This window comes from Deltaproteobacteria bacterium (assembly GCA_005879535.1).
Taxonomy (GTDB): Bacteria; Myxococcota; Myxococcia; order Myxococcales; family 40CM-4-68-19; genus 40CM-4-68-19.
Genome location: VBKI01000070.1, coordinates 73856 through 98747, shown reverse-complemented (window position 1 = coordinate 98747; position 24892 = coordinate 73856). Strand labels below are relative to the sequence as shown.

The 24892-nt window shown below is 68.4% G+C and carries 26 protein-coding genes; 20 read left to right on the top strand and 6 right to left on the bottom strand.

Translation table 11 applies throughout. From position 1 onward, the window contains the following. Window positions 1–22: 22 nt before the first annotated feature. Window positions 23–361, bottom strand: coding sequence for a hypothetical protein (locus E6J58_15835; protein TMB35665.1), 339 nt, complete (start codon window positions 359–361; stop codon window positions 23–25). Between the two features lie 144 nt (window positions 362–505). Between E6J58_15835 and E6J58_15830 the strand changes: the two genes are divergently transcribed. From E6J58_15830 to astB, 3 genes are read left to right on the top strand one after another with little or no spacing between them, the layout of a single operon-like run. Continuing rightward, window positions 506–2548 carry an amino acid permease gene (locus E6J58_15830; protein TMB35745.1) on the top strand — a complete coding sequence of 681 codons (2043 nt, stop codon included), beginning with the start codon at window positions 506–508 and terminating at the stop codon, window positions 2546–2548. Window positions 2549–2604: 56 nt separating this feature from the next. Continuing rightward, window positions 2605–3069 (top strand): MaoC family dehydratase, encoded by a 465-nt coding sequence (locus tag E6J58_15825; protein ID TMB35664.1) that lies wholly within the window; start codon window positions 2605–2607, stop codon window positions 3067–3069. Between the two features lie 12 nt (window positions 3070–3081). Further along, window positions 3082–4425: an N-succinylarginine dihydrolase gene (gene astB / locus E6J58_15820; GenBank protein TMB35663.1), complete on the top strand. Its 1344-nt coding sequence runs from the start codon at window positions 3082–3084 to the stop codon at window positions 4423–4425. Here astB and E6J58_15815 read toward each other — a convergent pair whose 3' ends face one another. Further along, window positions 4426–5337: a hypothetical protein gene (locus E6J58_15815; protein TMB35662.1), complete on the bottom strand. Its 912-nt coding sequence runs from the start codon at window positions 5335–5337 to the stop codon at window positions 4426–4428. Window positions 5338–5449: 112 nt separating this feature from the next. After that, the gene (locus E6J58_15810; protein ID TMB35661.1) at window positions 5450–6043 is read right to left on the bottom strand and encodes a hypothetical protein; all 594 of its coding nucleotides are present in this window, start codon (window positions 6041–6043) and stop codon (window positions 5450–5452) included. Window positions 6044–6119: 76 nt separating this feature from the next. Between E6J58_15810 and E6J58_15805 the strand changes: the two genes are divergently transcribed. Continuing rightward, the gene (locus E6J58_15805; GenBank protein ID TMB35660.1) at window positions 6120–6917 is read left to right on the top strand and encodes a hypothetical protein; all 798 of its coding nucleotides are present in this window, start codon (window positions 6120–6122) and stop codon (window positions 6915–6917) included. A 4-nt stretch (window positions 6918–6921) separates the two neighbouring features. Here E6J58_15805 and E6J58_15800 read toward each other — a convergent pair whose 3' ends face one another. Further along, window positions 6922–7287: a roadblock/LC7 domain-containing protein gene (locus tag E6J58_15800; protein ID TMB35659.1), complete on the bottom strand. Its 366-nt coding sequence runs from the start codon at window positions 7285–7287 to the stop codon at window positions 6922–6924. Between the two features lie 67 nt (window positions 7288–7354). On the opposite strand from E6J58_15800, the gene sppA reads away from it, so the two are divergent. The 9 genes from sppA to E6J58_15755 all read left to right on the top strand — a co-directional run bounded on the left by sppA (window position 7355) and on the right by E6J58_15755 (window position 16022). Continuing rightward, a complete protein-coding gene (sppA, locus tag E6J58_15795; protein TMB35658.1) occupies window positions 7355–8293 on the top strand; it encodes a signal peptide peptidase SppA in 939 nt (312 codons plus the stop codon). Further along, window positions 8290–8799 (top strand): HIT domain-containing protein, encoded by a 510-nt coding sequence (locus E6J58_15790; GenBank protein ID TMB35657.1) that lies wholly within the window; start codon window positions 8290–8292, stop codon window positions 8797–8799. Before sppA ends, E6J58_15790 begins: the two co-directional genes overlap by 4 nt. Next, the gene (locus E6J58_15785) at window positions 8793–10562 is read left to right on the top strand and encodes an arginine--tRNA ligase (GenBank protein ID TMB35656.1); all 1770 of its coding nucleotides are present in this window, start codon (window positions 8793–8795) and stop codon (window positions 10560–10562) included. Before E6J58_15790 ends, E6J58_15785 begins: the two co-directional genes overlap by 7 nt. Before the next feature lie 35 nt (window positions 10563–10597). Then, complete coding sequence (locus E6J58_15780; GenBank protein ID TMB35655.1) at window positions 10598–11185, top strand: SPOR domain-containing protein; 588 nt, start codon at window positions 10598–10600, stop codon at window positions 11183–11185. Window positions 11186–11187: 2 nt separating this feature from the next. Next, window positions 11188–11547, top strand: coding sequence for a cupin domain-containing protein (locus tag E6J58_15775; GenBank protein TMB35654.1), 360 nt, complete (start codon window positions 11188–11190; stop codon window positions 11545–11547). Then, entirely contained in the window at window positions 11526–12485 is a 960-nt protein-coding gene (locus tag E6J58_15770; GenBank protein ID TMB35653.1) for an SDR family oxidoreductase, read from the top strand. The genes E6J58_15775 and E6J58_15770 overlap by 22 nt, the downstream gene beginning before the upstream one ends. A gap of 99 nt (window positions 12486–12584) precedes the next feature. After that, window positions 12585–14393: an elongation factor 4 gene (gene lepA / locus E6J58_15765; GenBank protein TMB35652.1), complete on the top strand. Its 1809-nt coding sequence runs from the start codon at window positions 12585–12587 to the stop codon at window positions 14391–14393. Next, on the top strand, window positions 14390–15562 hold the full coding sequence (gene lepB, locus E6J58_15760; GenBank protein TMB35651.1) for a signal peptidase I: 1173 nt from the start codon (window positions 14390–14392) through the stop codon (window positions 15560–15562). The genes lepA and lepB overlap by 4 nt, the downstream gene beginning before the upstream one ends. Before the next feature lie 31 nt (window positions 15563–15593). Beyond that, window positions 15594–16022, top strand: a complete 429-nt coding sequence (locus tag E6J58_15755) for a hypothetical protein (GenBank protein ID TMB35650.1) — start codon at window positions 15594–15596, stop codon at window positions 16020–16022. A 16-nt stretch (window positions 16023–16038) separates the two neighbouring features. Here the strand turns inward: E6J58_15755 and E6J58_15750 are convergent, their stop codons facing one another. Beyond that, window positions 16039–18201, bottom strand: a complete 2163-nt coding sequence (locus E6J58_15750; protein TMB35649.1) for a hypothetical protein — start codon at window positions 18199–18201, stop codon at window positions 16039–16041. A 118-nt stretch (window positions 18202–18319) separates the two neighbouring features. Here E6J58_15750 and E6J58_15745 point away from each other — a divergent pair, with 118 nt between their 5' ends. The 7 genes from E6J58_15745 (at window position 18320) to E6J58_15715 (ending at window position 23789) form a co-directional block, all read left to right on the top strand. Beyond that, window positions 18320–20023, top strand: coding sequence for a restriction endonuclease (locus E6J58_15745; GenBank protein TMB35648.1), 1704 nt, complete (start codon window positions 18320–18322; stop codon window positions 20021–20023). A 44-nt stretch (window positions 20024–20067) separates the two neighbouring features. After that, complete coding sequence (locus E6J58_15740; protein TMB35647.1) at window positions 20068–21009, top strand: HEAT repeat domain-containing protein; 942 nt, start codon at window positions 20068–20070, stop codon at window positions 21007–21009. Then, entirely contained in the window at window positions 21006–21563 is a 558-nt protein-coding gene (locus tag E6J58_15735) for a hypothetical protein (protein TMB35646.1), read from the top strand. Before E6J58_15740 ends, E6J58_15735 begins: the two co-directional genes overlap by 4 nt. 13 nt (window positions 21564–21576) lie before the next feature. Beyond that, window positions 21577–21978, top strand: a complete 402-nt coding sequence (locus E6J58_15730; protein ID TMB35645.1) for an acyl-CoA thioesterase — start codon at window positions 21577–21579, stop codon at window positions 21976–21978. After that, window positions 21971–22936: a class II fructose-bisphosphatase gene (gene glpX / locus E6J58_15725; GenBank protein TMB35644.1), complete on the top strand. Its 966-nt coding sequence runs from the start codon at window positions 21971–21973 to the stop codon at window positions 22934–22936. The genes E6J58_15730 and glpX overlap by 8 nt, the downstream gene beginning before the upstream one ends. Continuing rightward, window positions 22833–23435 (top strand): hypothetical protein, encoded by a 603-nt coding sequence (locus E6J58_15720; GenBank protein TMB35643.1) that lies wholly within the window; start codon window positions 22833–22835, stop codon window positions 23433–23435. Before glpX ends, E6J58_15720 begins: the two co-directional genes overlap by 104 nt. Window positions 23436–23609: 174 nt before the next feature. Continuing rightward, entirely contained in the window at window positions 23610–23789 is a 180-nt protein-coding gene (locus E6J58_15715) for a hypothetical protein (protein ID TMB35642.1), read from the top strand. 93 nt (window positions 23790–23882) lie between these two features. On the opposite strand, the gene E6J58_15710 is transcribed toward E6J58_15715, so the two are convergent. Next, the gene (locus E6J58_15710) at window positions 23883–24725 is read right to left on the bottom strand and encodes an SDR family oxidoreductase (protein ID TMB35641.1); all 843 of its coding nucleotides are present in this window, start codon (window positions 24723–24725) and stop codon (window positions 23883–23885) included. Window positions 24726–24892 lie beyond the last annotated feature (167 nt).

The following is a 24892-nucleotide window of genomic DNA, read 5'->3' as shown; positions in this document are numbered from 1 at the left end:
CTGGTGGTGTTCGCCTCGTCGTTCAATGCGGATCTCCGGGTGGCGAGAACGCCCCCGCACGGCGGTTGCGCTCGCGGCCCCAATGCCATTCCATCATCCCAGCGAACAGCGCGCCGAGGAAGCATGCCCCGGACGCGGCTGCGATCGCCGTGCGTAGATGCTCTGGCATCGGCGGCCAGAACAAGATCGCCGAGAGCGCGAGCAGATGAACGAGGAGGTTTCGCATCGCGCGATAACGCTCCCAGCGCAGTTGCGCGACGAGGAATGCCCGGACCTGGGGTCGTTCTCCCGGAACCACCTGCAATCCGCCCTGCATCCGGTTCCCTGGTTGCAGGCGTCGTGCCGGGGAGGGCGTGCTCACGGCGACACCGCCGCCGCTTGCGAAATGCAAGAAATGGCGTGGTTCGACATTGCAACATGCAATACCGCGACGGGTATCCGCCGCAAGGGGGCCAAATGCGGCTCGACAGGAAACGTGGCGCGTGCCTTGCTCCCGAACTTCTCGATGAGCACGCCCGCAGAGTCCGTGCCGCCGGAGCAGCGCCGAAGACCGGCGCAGAGGCTGAAACGGTTCCTCCTCGGTGGCCCGAAGGACCTGCAGGACCCGCACCTCTTCCGCCACATCTCGCTCATCGCATTCCTCGCCTGGGTCGGGCTCGGCGCCGACGGGCTGTCCTCGTCCGCATACGGACCGGAAGAAGCGTTCAAGAACCTCGGCGAGCACACGTATCTGGCGGTTTTCCTCGCCGCTGCCACGGCGTTCACGGTCCTGATCATCGCCGCCGCGTACAGCCGCGTGATCGAGCACTTCCCCTTCGGCGGGGGCGGCTACGTGGTCGCTACACGCCTTCTCGGACCGCGCGCGGGCGTCGTCAGCGGGTGCGCGCTGATCGTCGATTACGTGCTCACGATCTCGATCTCCATCGCCGCCGGCGGCGATGCGGTGTTCAGCGTCCTGCCGGACGGCGCTCGCTGGGCCAACCTCATCATCGTGGGCGTGCCACTGAAGCTGCATGTCGAGCTTTCGGGCGTGCTCATCCTGGTCCTGCTCAATCTTCGCGGCGTGAAGGAATCGGTGACGGCGCTGATGCCCATCTTCCTCATCTTCCTCGTCACGCATGCGGTGATCATCGGAACCGGGATCGGACTGCACCTGGGGCGCGCGCACGAGGTGGTCCAGGAAGTGTCGGCTGGCCTTTCGCGCGGGATGTCCACGCTGGGTCTGGGTGGCCTGCTGCTGTTGTTCGTCCGCGCCTATTCGCTCGGCGGCGGCACGTACACCGGGATCGAGGCCGTCTCCAACGGGCTGCAGATCATGCGCGAGCCCCGCGTCCAGACCGGCAAGCGGACCATGGCGTACATGGCCATCAGCCTCGCCGTCACGGCCGCCGGGATCATCCTCTGCTACCTGCTGCTCGACGTGCGTTACCTGGACCCCGACCACACCATGAACTCGCTGCTGGCGGGGAAAGTCGCGGGGCACGTGCAGCTCCTGGGGCTGCCCGTCGGGAAGTGGTTCGTGTTCATCACGCTGCTCTCCGAGGCGCTCCTGCTCTTCGTCGCCGCGCAGGCCGGATTCATCGACGGCCCTCGGGTGATGGCGAACATGGCGCACGACTCCTGGTTTCCGCACCGGTTCAGCGCCCTCAGCGACCGCCTCACCATGCAGAACGGCGTCCTGCTGATGGGCGGGGCCGGCCTTGTGATGCTGCTCTACACAGGGGGCAGGGTCGACGCGCTGGTGGTGATGTACTCCATCAACGTGTTCCTGACGTTCTCGCTCACCCAGGTTGCAATGATCCGCTACTGGGTGAAGCGCGAGACCCGCCACAAGCTGCCGGACTGGAAGAGCCATGTCTGGATCCACTTGGTGGGCGGCGCGCTCTGTATCGTCATCCTCACCATCACGGTGGCGGAGAAGTTCCGCGAGGGCGGCTGGCTGACCGTGCTCGCCACCAGCGCGCTGATCGCGCTCTGCATGGCGATCCGCCGCCACTACGCCGGCGTCTTTGCTCGCCTGAAGCGGCTCGATCAGATCCTCGGGGCGCTGCCCTCGCAGGCGGTCGCGAAGAGGTCGCTCGACCCGAAGAAGCCCACCGCCGTGATGCTCGTCGGAGGTTACTCCGGCCTCGGAATCCACTCGCTGCTCACGGTGCTCAAGTTGTTCCCGCGCTATTTCCAGAACGTGCTCTTCGTGACCGTAGGCGTGGTGGACAGCGCCACCTTCCAAGGCGTCGAGGAGGTCGACCGCGTGCGGGAGCAGGCCGAGGAAGGCTTGAGGAAGTACGTCGAGCAGGCGGAGAGGATGGGGCTGCCGGCGGACGCCCGATTGGCGATGGGAACCGAGGCGGTGGCAGAGTCCGTGCGCGTGGCTAGCGAGATCGCGCAGGACTTTCCCCGCGCCATCTTCTTCGCCGGAAAGCTGATCTTCGAGCGGGAGCGCTGGTTCGACCGCTTCCTGCACAACGAGACCGCCTACGCGATGCAGCGGCGGCTTCAGTTCGCGGGCTTGCAGATGGTGGTGCTGCCCGTCCGGGTCCTCGAGTAAGCGCCCACCATACAGCAGGCGTGCTAAAGAGACCTCGCAACCGACCGGGAGGCATCATGGGCAAGACCGTGATCGACGGCCTTCAGGGATTGAGATCGCTGGCGGGAAAACAGATCGGCGTCTCCGATTGGCGGCAGATGACGTACGAGGCGATCCGCAAGTTCGCGGACGCGACCGGTGACCATCAGTGGATCCACGTCGACCGCGAGCGCATCGCGCGGGAGTCGCCGTTCGGCAAGCCCATCGCCCACGGATATTTCACCGTCTCGCTCATCGCCGGAATCTTCTTCGAGCTCGTCGAGATCAAGAACTTCGGGATGGTGATCAACTACGGGCTCAACAAGGTGCGGTTTCCCAACCCTCTCAAGGACGGGCAGCGCTACCGGCTCAACGTGAAGCTCGGCGACGTCACCGAGATTTCCAACGGCGCCGAGGGGCTGCTCGCGGCGACCATCGAAGTCGAGGGCGAGTCGAAGCCCGCGTGCGTGGCCGAGCTGGTGTTCCGGTTCTACGGAAAGTAGCGGACGGGTCGCGTGCGCGCGCGCGAATACAACTTCGACGGGCTGGTCGGCCCGACGCACAATTACGCCGGTCTTTCCCACGGCAATCTCGCCTCGCTCGCGCACGGCGGCCAGCCGGCGAGCCCGCGACGGGCGGCGCTGCAGGGGCTGGCGAAGATGCGATTCGTCGCCTCGCTCGGCGTGGGACAGGCGATGCTGCCGCCGCACGAGCGGCCCTCGCTGCGCACCTTGCGTCGCCTCGGATTTCGCGGCAGCGACGAGGAAGTGATCGCGCAGGCGGCGCAGGATCCCGAGCTCAAGGACCAGCTCTTGCGCATCAGCTCCAGCGCCGCCGCCATGTGGACGGCGAACGCGGCGACGGCCATCCCCAGCGCGGACGCAACCGACCACCGCGTGCACCTGGTGCCGGCGAATCTCACCGCGATGTTCCACCGCTCGCTGGAAGCGGAAACGACGGCGCGCGTGCTCCGCGCCATCTTTGCCGACGCACGACGATTCGAGGTTCACGATCCGCTCCCCGGTGGGGGACACTTCTCCGACGAGGGCGCGGCGAACCACAGCCGCCTGTTCACGGACGGAAACGTCGTGCACCTCTTCGCCTGGGGGCGGCGCGCGTTCACGGAGCCATCGCCTGCGGGCGAGCCGTCGCGATATCCGGCCCGACAGACCCGCGAAGCCTCCCACGCGCTGGCGCGGCTGGGCCGCGTCGATGCCGCGCGCGCTCTCTTTCCGCAGCAGCACCCGATCGGCATCGACGCCGGCGCCTTCCACACCGACGTCCTTGCCGTGGGAAACGCCAACGTCCTCTTGCTGCACGAATTCGCTTTCGTCGATACCGAGGGGCTCTTGAGCAAGTTGCGCGAGGTCCTCGGCCCGTCGTTCATCGCGGTTCTCGCTACCGAGAGCGAGCTGCCGGTGGCGTCCGCCGTGGCGTCGTACCCCTTCAATTCGCAGCTCGTCACGCTTCCCGACGCCAGCATGGCCATCGTCGCTCCTCAGGAATCGAGGGAGGATCCGCATGCCCGTGCCTGGCTGCAGCGGCTGGTCGAGTCCGACGGTCCGGTGAAGAGCGTGCACCACCTCGACCTGCGAGAGTCGATGGAGAACGGCGGCGGGCCGGCGTGCCTGCGGCAGCGGATCGTCCTCGAGGATTCGGAGCGATCGGCAATCCGGGCTCGCGTCTTCTGGGACGATTCCCTCGGCTCCGAGCTGGAGGAGTGGGTGACGAGGCACTACCGCGACCGGCTGACCGGCGACGACCTCGCCGACCCTCGCCTGGCGCGCGAGACCATGACGGCTCTCGACGAGCTCACACGGATCCTGCGGCTGGGCAGCGTCTACGATTTCCAGCGGTGATTACTTCTGCGCCGGCGCTTCCTTGCGCACCAGCTTGCCCTGCGGGTCGACGAGGTAATCGGCGTCGTCGTAGGACAGCTCGAACAGGCCGTCTTCCCGCAGCGTGATCGAGCGCGGCGTCCGCTTGGCGAGCAGCGCCTTGGCGTCGTTGGCGACCGTCAGCGTCGGTGAGGGCGCTTCCGCTTCGCGCGGCTCGGGCGGCGCGGCCTGCTCCGCAACCGCGGGCGGCGGCGCCGTCGCCGCCGGTTCCGCTCGCTTCGCTTCCTCCTTTTCCCGATCGATGTCGGGCAGCCGGGCGCGGATCTGGGCGGCGTCGTCGGGAGGCAGGCGGTCGAGCTCGCGCGCGAGCTCCGGGTTCGCCGACACCAGCCGCGCCGCGGATCCGAGGAACGGCCTGGGGAGCGGAAGTGGAGCGGGCGCAAGCCTCACGCCTCCGGCGCGTGGGGGCAGCCGGACAAGCCGGTCCTCGCTGGCCTGCGCCTTCCGAACTGCTTCGAGGCCCGGCCGGAGGTCGCCGATGGTCAATCCGCCTTTCGCCTCGGCCAGCGCGGAGGCGAGCTCGTCGGAAGCCTGGATCGCGTCGGCGCGCAGCCGGCCTGCTCGATCGAAGCTGGCGGCGAGCTGCGGATCCGGATCGTCCGCCATCAGCTCGGCTGCCGTGTTGCGGATCCAGGTGCCGCGATCGATGCCTTGCAGCAGCCGCTTCAGCTCACCCCGGCCACGGCCCACCGCCGCGTAGTCGCTCGATCGGATTGCCTGGAGGTCGGCGCGGTTCGGCCGGCGGGCCAGCGCGTCCTGCGCCCAGCGCTCCTGCTGGACGATGGCGCGCATCGCGCCCGAATCGCGCTGGGATGCCGGCGAGCCGTGGATGCACCCGGCGGCAAGCAGGATTGCGAGGAAAAGTCGGCGCATGCGCACTCCTTTTGCGGGCGGGCCCTCCGCGCGTCAAGAGAGCAGCATCAGCGACGCGCGGCGTTCGCCTTCGGCCACGCCGTTGAGTAGAACGGCCGAAGGAGGCCGGAATTCAATGTTCCTTGCCGCGTTGTTGCTCGCCGCGCCCGCCGAAGACCTGCAGGCGCGATTGCGGCACCTCGAATCGGCGGCGGCCGCCTGGGCGCCCGCGCCTTCGCCTGATACGACCCGCGTCGCGTTCCTCACCACGCTGTTCGGCGCCCGCCAGGCCGCCACCGTCGAGCTCGAAGGCAGCTATCCGACCCAGCTCACGGACGAGCCGGAGGGCGTCGTCGAAGTCCGTTACCTGCCTTCCGAGCCGGGAAGGTTGGTCGTGGTGGCGCTGCGAGACGGACGCCGGCGGCTGATCCTCTTCGAGGAAGAGGGTGCGCCACCGATCCCCGTCGATCCCGATCCCGGAGATCAGCTCCTGGGCGGCTTCTCGCGCGACGGGAAGAAGCTCTTCTACGCGGTCCAGAACGGCGCCACCGTGTCGCTGCGTATGTTCGCCGTCGATTCGAAGAAATCCTCCGAAGTAGCGCCGCCGCCGCCTGCATCCGGGACGCAGCCTGCCGCAGGGTCGCTTCCGCTCGCGGAAGCTCTCTCGGGTCTGTTCGCGGTCGGACCGCCTTCTCCCGACGGCCGCGCGATCCTCGCACTCGTCCATCGCAAGGCGTCGGAGGCGGTGGTGATCGTCGACATCGCCTCCGCGTCAGCCGCGGTTCTCGCCGGACGGACGGACGGTGTACGTGCTGACGGATGCCGATCGGGCGACGATGGGTGTCGACGCGGTGGTCGTCCTGGGACGAGCCCGCAGGACCATCCACGCGCCGGCGCAGAACGTCGAGGCGTTCGCCGTCAGCGAAGATGGCCACCGGCTGGCGGTCGCCGTCGAATCGAACGGCCAGGACATCTTCTCGCTGCTCGATTTTCCCTCGCTGCGCGCCCAGCCGCTCGCGGTTCCTCCCTCGGGGGCACTCGCCGAAGGAGGTCTCGTCTGGGACCACGCCAGCGAACGGCTCCTCTTCGGATGGCGGCTCTCGGACGATACGACTGACGTCTGGGAGTTGCGCATCGGCCGCGGCACGCCGTCGCGCATCACCCGCAGCCCGAGGCCCGGTCTTTCCCGCGCCTCGATCACGCGACCGTCGCCCGTGCGCGTCGGCGACGGATTGGCATGGCTGTGGCGGCCGGCCGAGATCGCCAGACCCCGCGTGGCCGTGGTGATCGCCGCGGTGCCGACACGGCCCGTGTTCGACAAGCGGATTGCGGCCCTGAACTTCGCGGGCATCGCCGTCCTGGCTGTGAACGGAGAGGGAGCGGAGAAAGCGGCGCTCCGGTATCTGAAGTCCGCGCAGGACCTCGATCCCCGCGAGCCGCTGCTGCTCAATCCCGACGGCGTCGAGGTCGAGGATCGATCGCGTTGGGGAGGAATCGTAAGCGGCCCGGGCCAACACCGCGGCGGGCTCGAGCTCGACCGCGATCATCCTGATCTTCGCGCGCTCGTGCGGTACGCCCGCCGGGGCGCCAGCGCCCTGTAGACCGCTACAGCTCCGACGCGATCTGGGTGGCCACGGATCGCAGCGCGAACGCCGCCGATGCGCCGGACCCGCCCTCGCCGACGAGCAGCACCACGTAGTACCCCTCGGGGAGCGCCCGGCAGAGCAGGCTTCCCGCGCCGCAGCCGACCTGAAGCTCGAGCAGCGCGCCGGCGCCACAGTCGCGTGCGCTTTCTTGCAAGGCCAGCCAGACCGCCGCGAGCTGCGCACCGGCCACCTTCAGCTCGTATTCGGAGAGAGTGTCGTCGTGGATCACCAGCTCCACGGATTCGCCTTCGTGATCGCAGAACACCGCTCCGCGCGCCTTCGGCACACGCTTGACCAGCGCCGTCAGCATGCCCCGGAAGGACACCGCAGCGCTTGTACCCGCACGATTCGAGTGGTAGCAAGCGGCCTCTGTTCTCGAAGGAGCGTCCCAGTTGGACAAGCGCGCGGCGGTCGTGCTCGGCGTCATCTTCGGGGGCCTGTTCCTGGTCCTGTTCGGGTTCATGCTGCTCGCCTACTCCGCGGTGAAGGGCACCGCCACCGGCGTCAGCCTGGAGACCGAGACCACCGTGGGCGCCCGGATCGGCATCGTCGAAGCGAAGGGCACCATCGGCGACGCCGCCCCCGCCGGCGTCGACTCCGACAAGGTCGTCAAGCTGCTGAAGAAGTACGAGAAGGACGACGACGTGAAAGCGATCGTGCTGCGCGTCGACTCGCCCGGAGGCGCCGTCGCCCCTTCGCAGGAGATCCACGACGCGATCAAGCGGATCAAGGCGAGGAAGAAGGTGGTGGTTTCGATGGCAGGGCTGGCGGCGTCGGGCGGCTATTACATCTCCGCGCCGGCTGACCGGATCTTCGCCGAGCCCGGAACGCTCACGGGCTCCATCGGCGTGATCTTCATGCATTTCAACGTTCGCGGCCTTTTGGAATGGGCCAAGGTGGAGGAGACCACCCTGAAGAGCGGCAAGTACAAGGACACGCTCTCGCCCTTCCGGCCCATCCACGAGACCGATCGCGAAGAGATCCAGAGCATCTCCGACGATGTCTACGCCCAGTTCGTGCAGGCGGTCGCGCAGGGCCGCGGCTTGCCGGAGGCGCGCGTCCGCGAGATCGCCGAGGGCCGCATCTACACCGGCAAGCGCGCAAAGGAGTTGAAGCTCGTCGACGAGCTGGGCGGTCTCGACGATGCCATCGCGGCGGCCTGGGGCCTCGCGGGCCAGAGCGGCGAACCGAAGGTGCAGTATCCGCCGCGCGAGCACGAGCTTTCGCTCCGGGATCTGATGCGCGGCGCGTTCCAGGGCGCGAGCGAAGGCGTGCGGTCCGCCGTTCCCCAGGGAGGACTGATGTTCCTGGCGCCGAATCTGGTGAGGTGATGGAGCAGCTCTGGGCGCCGTGGCGGATGGAGCTGATCGCGAAGGCAGGGGCTCAGAACGGATGCATCTTCTGCGACTTGCCGCGCGCCAAGAACGACCGCGAGAACCTCATCCTCGGGCGCACGCCGCATACGTTCGCCATCCTCAACCGGTACCCGTACAACAACGGCCACCTGATGGTGGTGCCGCGCAGCCATAGCGGGGACCTCGTCTCCCTTCCCCGCGAGGAGCATGAGGAGCTTGCCGAGATGGTGCGGGTCGCCATGCGACTCGTCGGGCAGGCCTACCGTGCGCAGGGCTACAACCTGGGGATGAACCTGGGATCCGCTGCCGGAGCCGGCATCGCCGGGCACGTGCACTGGCATGTCGTCCCGCGCTGGACCGGCGACACGAACTTCATGCCCGTCCTCGGCGACACCAAGGTGATGATCGAGCACCTGCACGCGAGCTGGGACCGGCTGCGGCCGTCGTTCGACGCGGAGTATTCCAAGGGATCGGCATGGTGAAGGAGCAGGTCGCCGCGCTGGTCCAGGCCGCGCTGCAGAAATGCGTGAAAGATGGTCTCCTGCCTCCGGGGGAATATCCCGTCCAGCTCGATGCGCCGAAGCAGGTCGCGCACGGCGACTTCGCCGCCAATTCGGCGATGGCGCTCGCCAAGCAACATGCCCAGGCCACCGGCGCACAGAGACCGAATCCGCGGGCGCTGGCGCAGGCCATCGTGGACCGCCTGGAAGACCCCGAAGGACTGCTCGCCGGAAAGCCCGAGATCGCAGGGCCGGGATTCCTCAACCTCCGGCTCGCAGCCGACGTCTGGCACAAGGCGCTGCGCACCGTCTGGGCGGAGCGCGAACGCTTCGGCCGCAGCGATTCCGGCGGCGGCCTGCGGACGATGGTGGAGTTCGTCAGCGCCAATCCCACCGGACCCATGCACGTCGGCCACGGCCGCGGGGCGGTGATCGGCGACGTCGTCGCCAATCTCCTCGAATGGGCGGGATACGAAGTGTTTCGCGAGTTCTACATCAACGACGCCGGCGGCCAGGCGTGGCGGCTCGCCCACGCGGTCCTCGCGCGCGCCACCGAGCTGCGTCCAGACGTCCGGCGCGTTCCGCTCGATCCAGAGGACTACCAGGGGGAGTACGTCAAGGAGATAGCCTTGGCCTGGCTGGAGTCGGAGGGCGATCCTTCGCGTCCGTTCGAAGAGATCCGTGAGCCGCTGCGCCGGTTCGCCACCGCTTACGTCCTGGATCTCATGATCAAGCCGGACCTCGCGCTCTTCGGGATCCGCTTCCACAACTTCTTCAGCGAGAAAGTCCTGCACGACGAGAATCGCCTCGCCGCCGCCATCCGGGTGCTCGACGAGAAAGGGCTGACGGCCATGGAAGTGCTGCCGCCACCCAAAGGCGTCGAGATCGACGAGGAGGAGTACGTCGCGCAGCCGCTCAAGGTGGTGAAGACCACGCGTTTCGGCGACGACCGCGACCGGCCTCTGTTCAAGACCGGCGGCGAGCCGACTTACTTTGCGGCGGACGTCGCCTACCACTTCGACAAGCTCTCCCGCGGTTACCGCCGGCTGATCGACGTGTGGGGCGCAGACCACGCCGGGTACATTCCCCGGATGAAGGCGGCGGTGGCCGCGATGGGCGGCGAGCTCGAGGTCATCCTCTTCCAGCTCGTCAATCTGATGAAGGACGGCCAGCCGTACCGGATGAGCAAGCGGGCGGCGAACTTCGTCACCCTGCGCGAGCTCCTGGAGACCGCTGGCGCGGATGCCACGCGCGTCTTCTTCCTGCTGCGCCGCGGCGACATGGCGCTCGACTTCGACCTCGGGCTTGCGCAGAAGCGGGACAACACGAATCCCGTCTTCTACGTCCAGTATGGCCACGCGCGATGCGCCGCGATCCTCCGCAGGGCGAAGGAGGAGAAGGGCGTGGAGCCTCGCTGGGACGCGGGCGCCCTGCCGGCGCTGCAGCTTCCGGAAGAGATCGACCTGATCAAGCGCATCCTTCAGTTTCCCGAGCTCATCGCGCACGCAGCAGCCGCGCTCGAGCCGCACAAGGTCGTCTTCTATCTCCAGGAGACGATCGCGCAGTTCCACGGCTATTACACGAAGTACAAGAAGACCGAGCGGGTGATCTCCGACGACGCCCGCAAGACGTCCGCGCGCCTCTTTCTCGTCTGGGCGGTGAAGCAGACGCTGGCCAACGCGCTGGCGGTGCTCGGGGTTTCCGCTCCGGATCGGATGGACGCGCCCGCCACGGACGAAGAGTAGCGGCGACCGGCCGCCCTCTGGTACACCCGCGACGGATGCGGGACGCGCAGCGGCTGCGACAGAGACTGGATCTCTCGCTCGACGGGCGCCAGCTCGTGGCGCTGACGGTCTGCGCGCTGTTGCTCGTCTCCGCCGTCTTTTCTCTCGGCATGCTGATCGGGAAGAGGGCGGCCACGAGCGACGTCGGGGTCCAGATCTCCGGCGATCTCGCCGCGCTCGACGCCCAGGCGCGAAAGCAGACGCCGGCGGCGCTGCACCCGCCGAAGGCCGCCGAAACGACCGTCGTTCCCGCCCCGGCACGGGTCGCCACCGTCGTGGGGCCGCCGCCGCGCGCAGCGCAGGTTGCGCCTGTGCCGGTGACGTTGACGCCGCCGCCGAACGACCTCGGCGAGTACACCGTCCAGATCGGCGCCTCGCAGGAGCGCACGGAAGCCGTCCGCCTCGAGGGCCGGGCCCGAAGCGCCGGGCTGAAGCCTTACGTGGTGGAGGCGAACCTCGGGTCGAAGGGCACCTGGTACCGCGTGCGTGTCGGGGCCTTCCACGACAAGGAAGCCGCAAACCGTTTCCGCAAGGACGTCGAGCGCGAGCTGCGCATTGCCGCAGCCGTGATGCCGGCGCGCTGATCATGCCCTCCATCCAACCGGTCCGCGTGGAGAAGCCCTGGGGGTACGAGCTCATCTGGGCGCATACCGATCGCTACGTGGGAAAGATCCTCCACATCGACAAAGGGCACGCGCTCAGCCTGCAGTACCACCTGCGCAAGGACGAGACCATCCACGTGCTCTCCGGGACGATGAAGCTGCAGACCGGCGAAGAGGGCAAGGAGCTGGAGGAGCGGGTCCTCGGGCCGGGAGACTCGTTCCACGTCACTCCGCTCTTGCGGCACCGGATGGTTGCGCAGACGGACTGCGACATCCTCGAGGCCTCCACGCCGGAGCTCGACGACGTCGTCCGCCTCGAGGACTGGTACGGAAGGGTGAAGTAGTGCGCTCGATCGTGCTGGGAGGGGCGGGGTTCATCGGCAGCCACCTCGTCGATCGCCTCCTCGCGCGCGGCGACGAGGTCGTCGCCGTCGACAACCTGCTCACCGGGCGGCGGGACAGTGCCGAGCGTCACCGCGGACAACCCCGATTCACCTTCCTCGACCACGACGTGTGCGAGCCGATTCCGCTGCAGGGCGCTGCGGCCACCGTCTTCAATCTTGCCTCCCCGGCCTCGCCCCTCGACTACGCGCGCCTGCCGCTGGAGACGCTGGACGTCGGATCGCGCGGCACGCGCAACGCGCTCGAGCTTGCGCGCCGCACGGACGCCACGCTGGTGCACGCCAGCACCTCCGAAGTGTACGGCGACCCCCTCGAGCATCCGCAGCGAGAGGACTACTTCGGGAACGTCAACCCGGTGGGACCGCGCGCCTGCTACGACGAAGCGAAGCGTTTCGCCGAGGCCCTGATCACGTCGTACGCGCGCGTGCACGGGCTGCCCGTGCGGCTTGCGCGCATCTTCAACACCTATGGCCCGCGCATGCGCAGCGACGACGGCCGGGTCGTGCCAGCCTTCGTCAGCCAGGCGCTGCGGGGCGAGGACTTCACCGTCTTCGGCGACGGGACGCAGACCCGCAGCTTCTGCTACGTCGACGATCTGGTGGCGGGACTCCTCGCGCTGCTGGAGCGGGGTGACGCGCGGCCGGTCAACCTCGGCAATCCCCATGAGATGACGCTGATCGAGTTGGCCGAGACGACGCGCAGGGTGGTAGGGAAGGGCGGCCGCATCCGCTCGGTCCGACCGCTCCCCGAGAACGACCCGAAGCAGCGCCGCCCGGACATCACGCGGGCGCGCACGCTGCTCGGCTGGGAGCCGAAGATCGGCCTGGAAGAAGGATTGAAGCCGACGGTCGCCTGGTTCCGCCGCGAGCTCGGTCTATAGAGGCGCCTTGGCCATACTGGAAGCTCGCACGGGCCACTCGGGAACCCGTCGCTTGGCGAGCTGTTTCGTGTTATCCCCCGCGCTCCCGGTAAGGGGACGATGCCTGAGCAGAACCAGCACCTGCGCAACTTCTCGATCATCGCGCACATCGATCACGGCAAATCGACGCTGTCGGACCGGCTGCTGGAGAAGACCGGGACCGTCAGCGAGCGCGAGGCGCAGGACCAGTTCCTCGACAACATGGAGCTGGAGCGGGAACGGGGAATCACCATCAAGGCGCAGTCCGTGCGGATGAACTGGCGCAGCAGGCGCGACGGCAAGGACTACGTCCTCAACCTGATCGACACTCCCGGCCACGTCGACTTCGCCTACGAGGTCTCCAGAAGCCTCTCTGCTTGCGAAGGCGCCGTGCTGGTCGTCGACGCCTCGCAAGGCGTGGAGGCGCAGACGCTCGCCAACGTCTACCTCGCGCTCGAGCACGACCTCGCGGTCGTTCCGGTGATCAACAAGATCGACCTCCCCAGCGCAGACGTGGAAGGCACGCGCAAGGAGATCGAGGAGGTGATCGGCCTCGACGCCAGCAAGGCGGTTCCCACCAGCGCCAAGGAAGGCGTCGGGATCGAGGAGCTCCTGGAGGAGATCATCCACACCGTGCCGCCGCCAGCCGGCGACCCCGAGGCGCCGCTCAAGGCGTTGATCTTCGACAGCTGGTACGACTCGTACCGCGGGGTGATCATGCTGGTGCGCATCGTCGAAGGCACGGTGCGGCCCCGGCAGAAGATCATCTTCATGTCCAACCGCCGCGAGTACGAGGTGAGCGAGGTCGGGGTGTTCGCGCCCAAGGCGCGGGAAAAGGGCGATCTGATCGCGGGCGAGGTCGGCTTCGTCGTCGCCAACGTGAAGGTCATCCAGGACGCGAAGGTCGGAGACACGCTCACCGACGCGCAGCGGCCGACCACGAGCGCGCTGCCCGGATTCAAGGAGATCAAGCCGATGGTGTTCTCGGGGATTTTCCCCGTTGATTCGGCGGATTACGAGAATACCCGCGACGCGCTGGAGAAGCTGCGCCTCAACGACTCCGCCTTCACCTATGAGCCGGAAACTTCCCAGGCCCTCGGATTCGGATTCCGGTGTGGATACCTCGGGCTCCTGCACATGGAGATCGTCCAGGAGCGCCTGGAGCGTGAGTACAACCTGAATTTGATCACCACCGCGCCGTCCGTGGTCTACAAGGTGGTGAAGAAGGACGGCAGCGAGCTCTCGGTGGACAACCCGGCGAAGCTTCCCGGAGAAGGCGAGATCGAGAAGTTGATGGAACCGATGCTGCTCGCGCACATCTATGTTCCGAACGAGTACGTCGGGCCGGTGCTGCAGCTGTGCCAGGATCGCCGGGGGACGCAGAAGGACATCAAGTACATCGGTACCAAACGCGTGCAGATCACCTACGAGATCCCCCTTGCCGAAGTGGTGTTCGACTTCTTCGACAAGCTGAAGAGCATCTCCCGGGGCTATGCGTCGCTCGACTATGAGCCGCGCGGGTACCAGGAGGCGGATCTGGTGAAGCTGGACATCCTCATCAACGGCGAGCCGGTGGACGCGCTCTCGACCATCGTCCACCGCGAGCGCTCCTACCAGCGCGGCCGTTCCATCTGCGAGAAGCTGAAGGAAGAGATCCCGAGGCAGATGTACGAGGTGGCCATCCAGGCCGCCATCGGCTCCCGGGTGATCGCCCGCGAGACCCAGAAGGCGCTGCGCAAGAACGTCCTCGCCAAGTGCTACGGCGGCGACATCTCGCGCAAGCGCAAGCTCCTCGAGAAGCAGAAGGAAGGCAAGAAGCGCATGAAGGCGGTGGGACAGATCGAGATCCCGCAGGAGGCGTTCCTCGCCGTGCTCCGGGTGGAGGAATGACGGCGGTATCGGAGACGCGAAACGCAGCCCAGGCGAAGCGGGAGGCGGAGCTGGTCTCCGCCGCTGACCGCGGCTCCCGCGCGTTCTACGCCAGCGCCGGCTACGGCAAGCTGGCCGGGATCCTCGGCGGGACGGTGGCCATCGCGGTGGTTGCCCAGCACCTCCTCCGGCGGCAGGACTTTCTCCTCGGTTCGCTCTGCGTCTTCCTCGCCGTCTTCCTGCTCTCTACCATCGGGTCGGCCACGCCCTGGGGCGTGCGCAGCCGCGCGCGCAACGAGGCAAAGTCGTTGCGCCGCAGCGCCGCCCGCCTCTTGCGGCGCAACCGGACGAAGATCTCCGAGCCTGCCGTTGCCGAGGTGGAGTCGGCCATCGCCGCCGTCGACGAAGCCCTGGAACAGCCGCACGGGATGCCGGCGGTGCAGGCGCGCCACGCGCTCGACGCCCAGCTCGACAAGCACCTTTCGTTCGCGCGCAAGGGTGCGGTGCGCGAGTACACCGAGTCGATCGGCGGCGCCATCCTGGTCGCGTTGCTCCTGCGCGCGTTCGTCTTCGAGCCGTTCCACATCCCCTCCGGCTCGATGATCCCGACGCTGCTCGTCGGCGACTTCATCTTCGTCAACAAGATGAGCTACGGGCTGCGGATCCCCTTCACCGATCCCGGCCACGTCCACAAGCTCTGGGAGCGGCCACCGCAGCGCGGCGACGTGGTGGTGTTCATCAATCCGCAGCACCCGGACGTCGACTACGTGAAGCGCGTGGTCGGCCTGCCCGGCGACCATATCGACATCCGCGAGAACGTCCTCTACGTGAACGGCGTCGAGCAGAAGCGCGTCGAGGCCGGCGACTACACCTACAAGGACCATTCCGAGTACACAGACGCCGACATCGACGTCGTCGCGCGCATGTACGTGGAGGATCTCGCGGGCCACCAGCATCCCATCCTCCTCCGCAAGGACCCGCTGTTCCAGCGCTCGGGCTCGTTCGTGGTGGAGGAAGGCCGCGTCTTCATGATGGGCGACAACCGGGACAACTCCGCCGACAGCCGGGTAGAGGGAGGGATCGGCCAGATCCCCTTCAGCTACATCAAAGGGCGCGCGAGCGTGATCTGGATCTCCTTCGGCGGCAGGGTGGGGATCCGCTTCGACCGGATGTTCCGCGGCGTAAAGTAGCCGCTCCTGCCCCCTCGCGTAGACTGGCGTCGTGAGGAGCCGTAGAGACCGCGGGATCACGCTGATCACCGTGATGGTGTTCGTCGGCGCCGTTGCGGCCGTGCTCTGGCTCGCAACCTACGGCGAGGCGTATTGGGAAAACTTCGAGGTCAAGCGCGTCCTCAAGGAAGCGGCGAACCTCGCCTACCGCCAGCCCGAGGACAAGTACGTCCGCGAGTATGTCTTCAGGGAGCTGCACCATCTGTTCGACCAGAAGGTGGAGGACCACGGCCGCGTGATCACCGAGATGCGCATCGACGTCGAGGAGGACGATCTCCGCATCGAGCGCACGCAGGTCCCGGCACTCGTGCACATCTGGCTGTCGTATTCGCGCGACGTGCGGGTACCCCTCCTCCACCAGCAGCGCCGCGTCACCTTCGACGAGTACGTCGAGCAGGACCTCTCACCGGTCAAGTGGTGACAGAGCGAGATGCGTTCTAGACCACGCTGAGATGCGTGGCCAGGCGGTGCAAGCTGACCGCGTCCTCCTCGAGCAGCGCGCAGGAAAGGTCGCTCGCCAGCGATGCGTGCTTCGCGGCGGGCAGCTCGGCGACGAGGATCCCGTCGGAAACGTCGTAGAGCTCGCTGGCGCCACGCTGCAGCAGCAGGATGCCGCGACGGAGAACGGCTGCCGGCTCCGCATTTCCTTCTGCTGCGATCGACCAGCGCTTGCGGCCGTCCAGGCGCATTGCCGCGCCGCCCGGACCGAGCGCAATCAGCGCGCCGTCGTCCTCGGCGAGGAGCCGCCGCGCCCAGCGAACGTCGGCACGCTGGCGCGGCTCTCCGTCGCGCGTGGAGAACGTGCAGACGGCGCCTCCGCCCAGGACGGCGATGGCGCCCTCGTGGACCGTCGCCTCTTCCGCGGCTGCTGCAAGCTCGCGCTCCCATAGCGTCTTGCCGCTCTCCGGCTCGATGCAACAGAGCATTCCGCCGTCGAGCACGAGGGCCTGCGGTCCACAGGAGATGACGGGGTTCGCGCGGAGCCGCCGTTTCCAGAGGATTCCGCCCTCCGGATCGATGCCGGCAAGCGACCCGGAAGACAGGGCCGCGATCACCACTCCGGACGCGACCGCGACATGCTCGGGTGCGCCGCCGGGCAGCCGGGTGCGGAACGCCAGCGCGCCGGAGTCCGCGACCATCGCGATGCCTTCGCCGGGCAGCGCGCGGAGCACTCCTTCGGGAAGCGTCCACAGTCGCGCCGGCTGGGCCGCTCCGCGCAGGCGGCGCTTCCAGCGGACCTCGCCGGACTCGGCGTCGAGCCGGACCAGCGCGTCGCCGGGCTCGGCATAGAACAGCTCGGATCCGCGGTGGACAGCGCCGCTGGCGGCGTGCACCCGCCAGAGCTCCTTCCCCGCCGCCGGATCGATGCCGACCAGCTCTCCCTCGCCCTCGACGACGAGGGGTCCCTGATCGAGCGCCATCATGCGCGCAGCGCCGGTGAGCGACCTCCGCCACACCTCCCGATACACCAGGCGCCGGATCCGGCCGCGGGCGAGCGGCGGTTTCTTCTCTCGCCCCTCGCGCGCAGGGGGCGCGATCACTGCGGCGGGCGCACGGCGCAGGTCGCCGCTCTCCAGATCCGCGGAATGCCGCAACAACGCCTGGGCGCGGTCGCGCAGGTCCGCCGCGAGCTCGTCGGTGCCGGCGCGCAGGGTCTCGTCTGCGTACAGCTCCGCCGCTCCGGCGGCCACCTTGGCGAAGCGCAGCGGCGGCAGCTTGAGCGGCTTCCTCCAGCCCTGCGCGCGCACCTCGTCGCAGGTGAGGTCCCAGCGAAGCTCATGCGTGCCGAGGGGGAGGGTGAACGCGGGCTCGCCGCCTTCCCACGCCTCGACCAGCCGTTCGGTGTCCCCCAGTAGATTCCGCAGGAACAGGAACACCGGTCCTTCCCAGGTGAGGCCCGGCGCTCCGCTGCGAAGGAGCGTGACCGATCCGCGGCCGACGTGAGCTGCCAGCGGCGCGAACGGGACCTCCGTGGCGCAGCGCATGCGCGACATGGTCTCGGGCGGCAGCTGGACGGAAAGCTTCTCCGGCTTGCGGTGGACATGGCTGAGCAGCGTCTGCGGCTCCGCCGGCCGCGACGGCCAGGTCCGCGGCGGCGGTTGTGCGCGCCGCGCGAGCTGCGCGCACTCCGCGCCCAACCTTCGCGCCAGCCGCGCGCGCGAGAGCGCGGGACTGATCGCGAGCAGATCGAGGAGCAGCCCGCGCGCGGCGTGCAACGTTGCGGTGCGCATCTTGTGCGCGTCGACGAGCAGACCGGAGGCGAGGATGCGCGCGGGCGGCGCCAGCGTCACGAGCGTGAGCAGCAGGTCGTGGCCCCGCGCTTCCAGCACCAGCTCCGTCGGTCCGGGCCCGATGGTGGCCTGCGCCGCCGGTTGCCCTTCGCCGATCCGGATCAGCGCCTGTGCCAGCTCGTCGACGGCCTGCAGGACGCGCGCCTCGCCGACTCCGGCGGCGATCTCCACGCCGTCCACCTCGATGCCCAGGACGTCGACGATCTCCGCACCGGTGAACGCCTTGGCGCGCGCGGCGCTGAGCGATCGCAGCTCGCCCAGGTACGCGGGGTTGAGGCGCCAGGAGCGCCCGGGGCGAATCCGGATCACCCAAGCAGGCTAAGTTCGTTGACACCACCAATGCAACTCAATAGGCTAATTGAACTTTTTCGGAGCGGCGGAAGGGTAGCCTCCACCTGGTCCCGACCGCACTCCCGCGGAGTGTCACATGACGTTCACCGAAGCGGCCGTAGAGGTCCTGCGCCGCACCGGCAAGCCTCTCCACTACAAGGAAATCGCGGATGTCGCCCTGCGCGACAACCTGCTCTCGCACGTGGGCCAGGATCCCGAGATCACCATGGGACAGCGGCTCGCGGCGATGGCGAAGCGCGAGGACGACCGCAAGGTCGTCGCCGTCCTGCCTGAAGGCACGTTCGCGCTGATCGAGTGGTCCGTGCCGCAGGAGGCGCAGGTCGAGCCGGTGCCGCCGCCGATGCAGCCGGCGGAGACTGGCGAGGCGCTCTATCGGCCCCGCGAGCGCGAGCCTCGCGCCATTCACGCCCAAGCGCGGCGCAGGCTCGCCGAGCTGCAGGCGGAGCACGAAGAAGGCTACGAGGAAGTGGAAGCGGAGCGCCGGCGGCAGGATCAGGGCCGCAAGGGACAGCGGCGGTTTCCTCCGCCGGCCGAGGTGGTGTTCGAGGCATTGGCGCAGCGCCAGAGCGGCTCGGCGCTGGCGGAGCTCGCGGCCGACTTGCTGCGCAGGGAGCTGCTCTCCGACGCGCTGGTGCGCGATCTTCCTTCGCTCGTCGCCGCGCTGCTCGAGGACAACCGCCGACGGACCGAGGCGGGGCGCAAGCCCGCGTTCATCGTCGACGGCGACCGCGTGACCCTGGTCGAGTTTCCGCCCGCTTCCGCGCTGCTGGAGGAGGTGCGGGCGCCGCACGGGGGCGCAAGGCCGATGGGGGCGGCGCAGCTCGGCGCGGAAGTTCGCCGCGCCGTGGTTCGCGCGCTGCGGCGCCGGGTCGCGGAGCTGGACACGGGCGCGTTCGAGAACCTCTGCGCGGCGCTGCTGGAGAAGATGGGGATGCGCGACGTGCGGGTCGCCAAGCGCAGCAAGGAAGGACCGCTCTATCTGGCCCGGCAGCGGCGCGGCGTGTCCGACCTGCGCGTGGCGGTGAAGCTCGTGCGCGGCGGAAGGGAGATCGGACGCGCCGACGTGCAGGAGCTGCGCAAGGACCTGGCGCACTACTCCGCGCAGATGGGGCTCGTGCTCGCTCCGGGAGACGCGGGACGCGACGCCCGGAGCGAGGCGAGCGCGGCAGCGCAGGCGCCGGTCGCGCTGTACGTCGGCGAAGCCTTCCCGGAGGAGATGATCGCCTGCCGGGTGGGCGTGACGGTCCAGACCGTCGAGGTGCCGGATCTCGACGAGGCCTTCTTCGCCGGCCTTTCGCGCCAGCGGGAAGAGCGCGCCGGCCGCCGCGAGCGCGAGGACCGGGTCCACGAGGAGCCGGCGGCAGCTGCGTCGGAAGCGCACGAGATCTCGGTGGAAGCGACGCCCGCCGCCGAGCCAGCGCCCACGGAGGAGGCGCAGACTGCTCCCGAGGTTGTCCCGCCGGAACCTGTCGTCCAGGCCGCCGAGGGAGAAGAGCCGCGCGAAGCGCGCCGCCGCCGCGGACGCGAGGATCGCCCGCGCGCGACCAACGCCGCCGAGCAAGCCTGGGGACAGCCTGCGGGCACGCTGCGCTTCGCTCCGCCGCCCGGACCGACTGTGGTCTCATCGACCACACCGCTCCGCGAGGAAGCTTCCGTGGAGGAGCGGGCCGAGGAGCGTGCGGGCGACGAACGCCGCGAGGAGGCGCCGGCGGATGAACGGCACGAGGGCGAGGCGGAGCAGACCCCGGCGTCCGACCCCCAGAAGCCGGACCCTTTTTGACCGCGAGGGCGCGCGCCCTTAGCATCGGAGCGGAGACCCGGCCGATGCATCGCGCGAAAAGCCTGGCTGCGCTCGCCATCGCGGCTACTGCCTGCAAGCCGTCGTCGTCGGGGCGCGCCCTCGCGATCGGCACGCTGGCGATCAGCGAGGCGGCGCTTGCCGGGAAGCCGGAGATTGCCGAGTCCTCGGAAACGCTCCGCCAGCAGCTGCGCTCAGCGCTCGAGGGAACCGGGCGCTTCGCCGTCCGCGACGGAGGGACGCTGCGCATCCAGCTGGACATCGACCGGGCGCAGAGGACGCTCGCTCCTCCCGCCGCTTACGATCCCGCAAAGCCCTTCGTCGAGCACGAGGTCGCCGACGTGGCCGTCACGTTGGAGATGACGTCGACCGGAGCGCAAGGAGACGTCGAGCGGTTGGTGGCCGAGGGTGGAGCCCGGGTGCCCACCAACGCGGACGACAGCCTCGATCCGGGAGCCCGGCACGCGGCCTTCAGCGCGGCGGTGGAGGGGGCGCTGCGCGACGCCGTCACCGGTCTCGCGGCACAGCTCGACGCCCGGGGCAAGACGGATGACGCGCTGCTCAAGGATCTTTCCTCGGCCGACGCGCGGGTCCGCGACTATGCCATTCGCGTGCTCGCCGACCGCCGGAGCCCCGCCGCGGTGCCGCAGCTCATCGCCCGGCTACAGGACGCGAATCCGGAAGTGGCTCGCCGGGCCGCCGGCGCCCTGATCGCGATCGGCGACCGGCGTGCGGTGACGCCCCTCATCGAGATGACGCGCCACCGCCATGCCGAGGACGTCGGTCCCATCCTGTACGCCATCGCCAGCCTCGGCGGCGCGGAGGCCGAGGCCTTCCTTTTCACGCTGGAGAGCGGCGCGTCCGACGAGGAGACGCGCCGGGCGGCGCGGGGCGCCTACGAGGACCTGGTCCGGAGGAAGAAGGAGGACGCCGCCCGGCTCTCGCAGCGCAGGCGGGCTCGCCCGTGAGAAAACTCGCGCTGGTCGCGCTCGTTCTTTGCGCATGCAAGGCGGGTCCGCAGGCAGCGCCGGCGTCTACCGGATCCGGCGAGGACGCCACCCGCTATTACCCGCTCGCCGTCGGAAACTCCTGGACCTACGCCTTCCACGGATCCAACCGGCGGGAGACCATCCAGATCGTCGGCCGCGACGGCGCCTGGTTCATCGACGATCACCGCGGGCGTCTCCGCTACGAGAGCGACGGTGTCCGCGACGCCGACCGCTACCTGCTTCGGACGCCGCTCGCCACCGGCGCGAAATGGAGCGCCGTCGAGAACCTGGTGGTTCAGCGGTTCGAGGTGGTCAGCATGGACGCGAGCACCGTCACCGAGGCGGGGACCTTCACCCGATGTGCGCTGGTGCGCAACGAGCAGCCGCTGGCGAAAGGGGGAAAGTTCGTCACGGAATGGACCTACGCGCCGAAGGTGGGTCTGGTGCTGCTCGTCACCAGCACCGTCGACGCGCACGGTCGGCAGCAGGAACAAACGCGGCTGCAGCTGGTCGCGTATCGCGTCGGCCAGTGATAGACGACGCGACGTGGAACCCTACCGCGTGCGCGTCATCTACGGTGACACCGATCAGATGGGCGTCGTCTACTACGCCAACTACCTGCGCTTCTTCGAGGGAGCGCGCGGCCATTTCATCCGCGGTCTCGGCCTCTCGTACGGCGAGGTGGAGCGCCGCGGCATCCTCCTTCCGGTCCTCGAGGCGTCGGTGCAGTACGTGAAGTCGGCGAAGTACGACGACGTGCTCGAGATCCACCTGTCGGAGACGCACACGAGGGTGAAGATCCGCTTCGACTACAAGGTGCACCGCCAGCAGGATGAGGCCGTGATCACGCTGGGACACACCGTCCACGTCTGCGTGGGGCCGGAGCTGAAGCCGACCCGCGCCCCGGACTGGCTCCTGTCGAAACTGGAGGGCTACAGGAATGGATAGGAACATCGGGCTCGAGGCCGTGCGCCTCACGGAGGCCGCGGCGATGGCGTCGGCTCGGGTGATGGGCCGCGGCGACGAGAAGCTCGCCGATCAGGCCGCCGTGGACGCGATGCGCAAGGCGTTCAACGAGCTCAACATCCGAGGCACCATCGTGATCGGCGAGGGCGAGCGGGACGAGGCTCCCATGCTGTACATCGGCGAGAAGGTGGGAAAGGGCGACTCCGCCGATCCGGAGGTCGACATCGCCCTCGACCCGCTCGAGGGCACCACCATCACCGCGACCGGCGGACCGAACGCGCTCAGCGTCATCGCCATGTCGGACAAGGGCAATCTGCTGAACGCGCCCGACACGTACATGGACAAGATCGCCGTCGGGCCGTCGGCGAAGGGAGCGATCGATTTGAACAAGAGCCCCTCGCAGAACCTGCGCGCCATCGCCGACCGCAAGGGTGTCTACGTAGATGACCTGACGGTGATCATCCTCAATCGGCCGCGGCACGAGAAGCTGGTCGCGGAAGTCCGTGCCACCGGGGCCCGGATCAAGCTGATCGGCGACGGCGACGTCAGCGCGGCCATCGCCACCTGCTTTCCCGAGACGGGCGTCGATGTCCTGATGGGGATCGGCGGCGCGCCGGAGGGCGTGATCGCGGCGGCGGCCATCCGCTGCATGGGCGGCGACATGCAGGGCCGCCTGGCGCCGCGCAACGACAAGGAGATCGAGCGCGCGCAGAAGATGGGTGTCAAGGACGTCAAGAAGGTGTTCGAGCTGGAAGAGATGGCGCGCGGACACGTGGTCTTCGCCGCGACCGGCGTCACCTCCGGCGACTTCCTCAAGGGCGTCCGTTTCTTCAAGGGTGGAGCGGAGACGCACTCGGTGGTCATGCGCTCCAAGAGCCGCACCATCCGCTACATCCAGTCGCGGCACACCTTCGAGCACAAGCCGAACTACAACGCATAGCCGCTGGTGCACCGGAGGCGCGAATCGATGGCAGCCACGGCTGCGGTGCGTCAAACTGGACGCAGGGGATATTTTGTCGATCGTGGGTTCGCGGGGGCACAGGATTCGCGTCAGCCGGTCGATCGAGATCGACGTGACGCCCGACGCGTTCCATCGCGTGGTGGAGGACTACGCCCGATACCCGGAGTTCGTGCCCGAGGTGAAAGCGGTCCGTGTTGGCCGCGGCCTGGGCGATTCGGTCGAAGTCACGTACTGGCTCGACGTGAAGCTCAAATTGTTCGATTTCACGCTCCGTCACGTCACGCGGTCTCTCGAGCGCATCGAATGGACGCTGGAATCGACGGACCGCGGCGGCACCCGCGCCACGTACGCGATCGAGATCGATCTCGGCCCTCTGGTTCCCGGCCCGCTCGAGAAGGCGCTCGCAGAGCGGGGCCTACCCAACATGCTCGCGAATTTCAAGACCCGAGCGGAGTCTCTCCGTGAAACAACGCGTTGAGGCGCGCGTTACCCACAGTGGGTATGTTGACCGAGGTAGGGTGGATTGTTACAAGTCTAGAAGGAGGCCGGACAGGCCCTCAGGAGGCAAGGGGACGGGCGGCGGAAAGCGGGGGCGGTGAAACGATGGTGCCAGGATTGCATCGATCCTGTAGTTGACCCCGGAGGTGCTCCAATGCTCGACGCTTTCATCATCGAAGAGATCAAGAAGCGTGAGCGGGAGCATGACAGCCAGCGGCCCCGCGTCGAGCTGCCGATCCCGGAGCCGACCCCCCAGCGCCAGAACGACCGCCACGAGGACGACGAACAGCCCGAGCGCGGAGTGATCATCATCGACTACTCGGTGCCGGCATAGGCTTCCCCGCGGTGGCGGGGCCCGCCCAGCGGGTGTAGGGGCTGGGCGATTGAGCGAGGGTCTCCAACCGGAGACCCTCGCTGCGCTTCGGTGCTACCGCGAGATCTCCGCCCACCTCTCCTTGATCTCCGCCGGGCTCCAGGGGCCGCCCTCGCGCGTGACGCCCGCCGTCTCCGTCATCCTGTACAGGAACACCTTGGGCCCCTGCACCCCCACGATCAGGCCTGTGATGTCCGCCGCGAGGTCGCTCGCGAGGAACGCCGCCACGGGTGCGACATACTGCGGTCCGATCTGTTCTGGCGTCATGCCCTTGAACATCGCGAGGTCCTGCGTCATCCGCGTGAGCGCCACGGGCGCGATCGCGTTCACGGTGACTCCCATCCGCTGGAACTCCATCGATGCGGTGCGCGTGAGCGAATAGATCCCGCCCTTCGCCGACGCGTAGTTCCCTTGACCGAAGTTGCCCAGCAGGCCGGAGAGCGAGGTCGTGTTCACGATCCGCCCACCCTTGCCCTGCACCTTGAACACGCGCGCCGCCGCCTGCGTGACCAGGAACGTCCCGCGCAGGTGCACATCGAGCACCAGGTCGAAGTCCTGCTCGCTCATGTTGAGGAGCGTCTTGTCGCGCAGGATCCCGGCGTTGTTCACCACGATGTCGAGCCTGCCGAACTTGTTCAGCGCGCTCCAGACGAGCCCGTCAGCCCCTTCGCGCGTGGCCACGCTGTCGTAGTTCGCTACGGCGTCTCCGCCCTTGCCCTTGATCTCGGCGACCACCTTGTCCGCCATCTCCGCACCCTTGCCGCCGCCGTGGCGATCGCTGCCGAGATCGTTCACCACGACCTTGGCGCCCTCGCGGGCGAAGAGCAGCGCGTGCTCGCGGCCGATGCCGCCGCCCGACCCGGTGATGATCGCGATCTTGCCCTCGAGCAGACCCATGCTGACCTCCTCCTTGGGAGGGGCGCTTCTAGCACATCAGAGGTGCCGGAGCGCCGGGGATGTCGAGCCCCGCATGAGCACCGGATGACAAACGCCTGGCATCGAATGTGGCCGGGGGTTGCCTACGGGGCTCGCACCGGGAAGATTGGGCGCCGCCGGACGGATCA

Excerpts from the sequence above, each read along its gene's own strand:
- E6J58_15745 (TMB35648.1), top strand. The coding sequence starts at position 18,320 with ATGACGTTCACCGAAGCGGCCGTAGAGGTCCTGCGCCGCACCGGCAAG.
- E6J58_15825 (TMB35664.1), top strand. The coding sequence starts at position 2,605 with ATGGGCAAGACCGTGATCGACGGCCTTCAGGGATTGAGATCGCTGGCG.
- E6J58_15775 (TMB35654.1), top strand. The coding sequence starts at position 11,188 with ATGCCCTCCATCCAACCGGTCCGCGTGGAGAAGCCCTGGGGGTACGAG.
- E6J58_15780 (TMB35655.1), top strand. The coding sequence starts at position 10,598 with ATGCGGGACGCGCAGCGGCTGCGACAGAGACTGGATCTCTCGCTCGAC.
- E6J58_15710 (TMB35641.1), bottom strand. The coding sequence starts at position 24,725 with ATGGGTCTGCTCGAGGGCAAGATCGCGATCATCACCGGGTCGGGCGGC.
- lepA (TMB35652.1), top strand. The coding sequence starts at position 12,585 with ATGCCTGAGCAGAACCAGCACCTGCGCAACTTCTCGATCATCGCGCAC.
- E6J58_15810 (TMB35661.1), bottom strand. The coding sequence starts at position 6,043 with ATGGACGAGTGCGAGGATCGCGCGGCCGTCGGGAGAAGGCGGTCCGAC.
- E6J58_15740 (TMB35647.1), top strand. The coding sequence starts at position 20,068 with ATGCATCGCGCGAAAAGCCTGGCTGCGCTCGCCATCGCGGCTACTGCC.
- E6J58_15815 (TMB35662.1), bottom strand. The coding sequence starts at position 5,337 with ATGCGCCGACTTTTCCTCGCAATCCTGCTTGCCGCCGGGTGCATCCAC.
- E6J58_15715 (TMB35642.1), top strand. The coding sequence starts at position 23,610 with ATGCTCGACGCTTTCATCATCGAAGAGATCAAGAAGCGTGAGCGGGAG.
- E6J58_15785 (TMB35656.1), top strand. The coding sequence starts at position 8,793 with ATGGTGAAGGAGCAGGTCGCCGCGCTGGTCCAGGCCGCGCTGCAGAAA.
- lepB (TMB35651.1), top strand. The coding sequence starts at position 14,390 with ATGACGGCGGTATCGGAGACGCGAAACGCAGCCCAGGCGAAGCGGGAG.
- glpX (TMB35644.1), top strand. The coding sequence starts at position 21,971 with ATGGATAGGAACATCGGGCTCGAGGCCGTGCGCCTCACGGAGGCCGCG.
- E6J58_15830 (TMB35745.1), top strand. The coding sequence starts at position 506 with ATGAGCACGCCCGCAGAGTCCGTGCCGCCGGAGCAGCGCCGAAGACCG.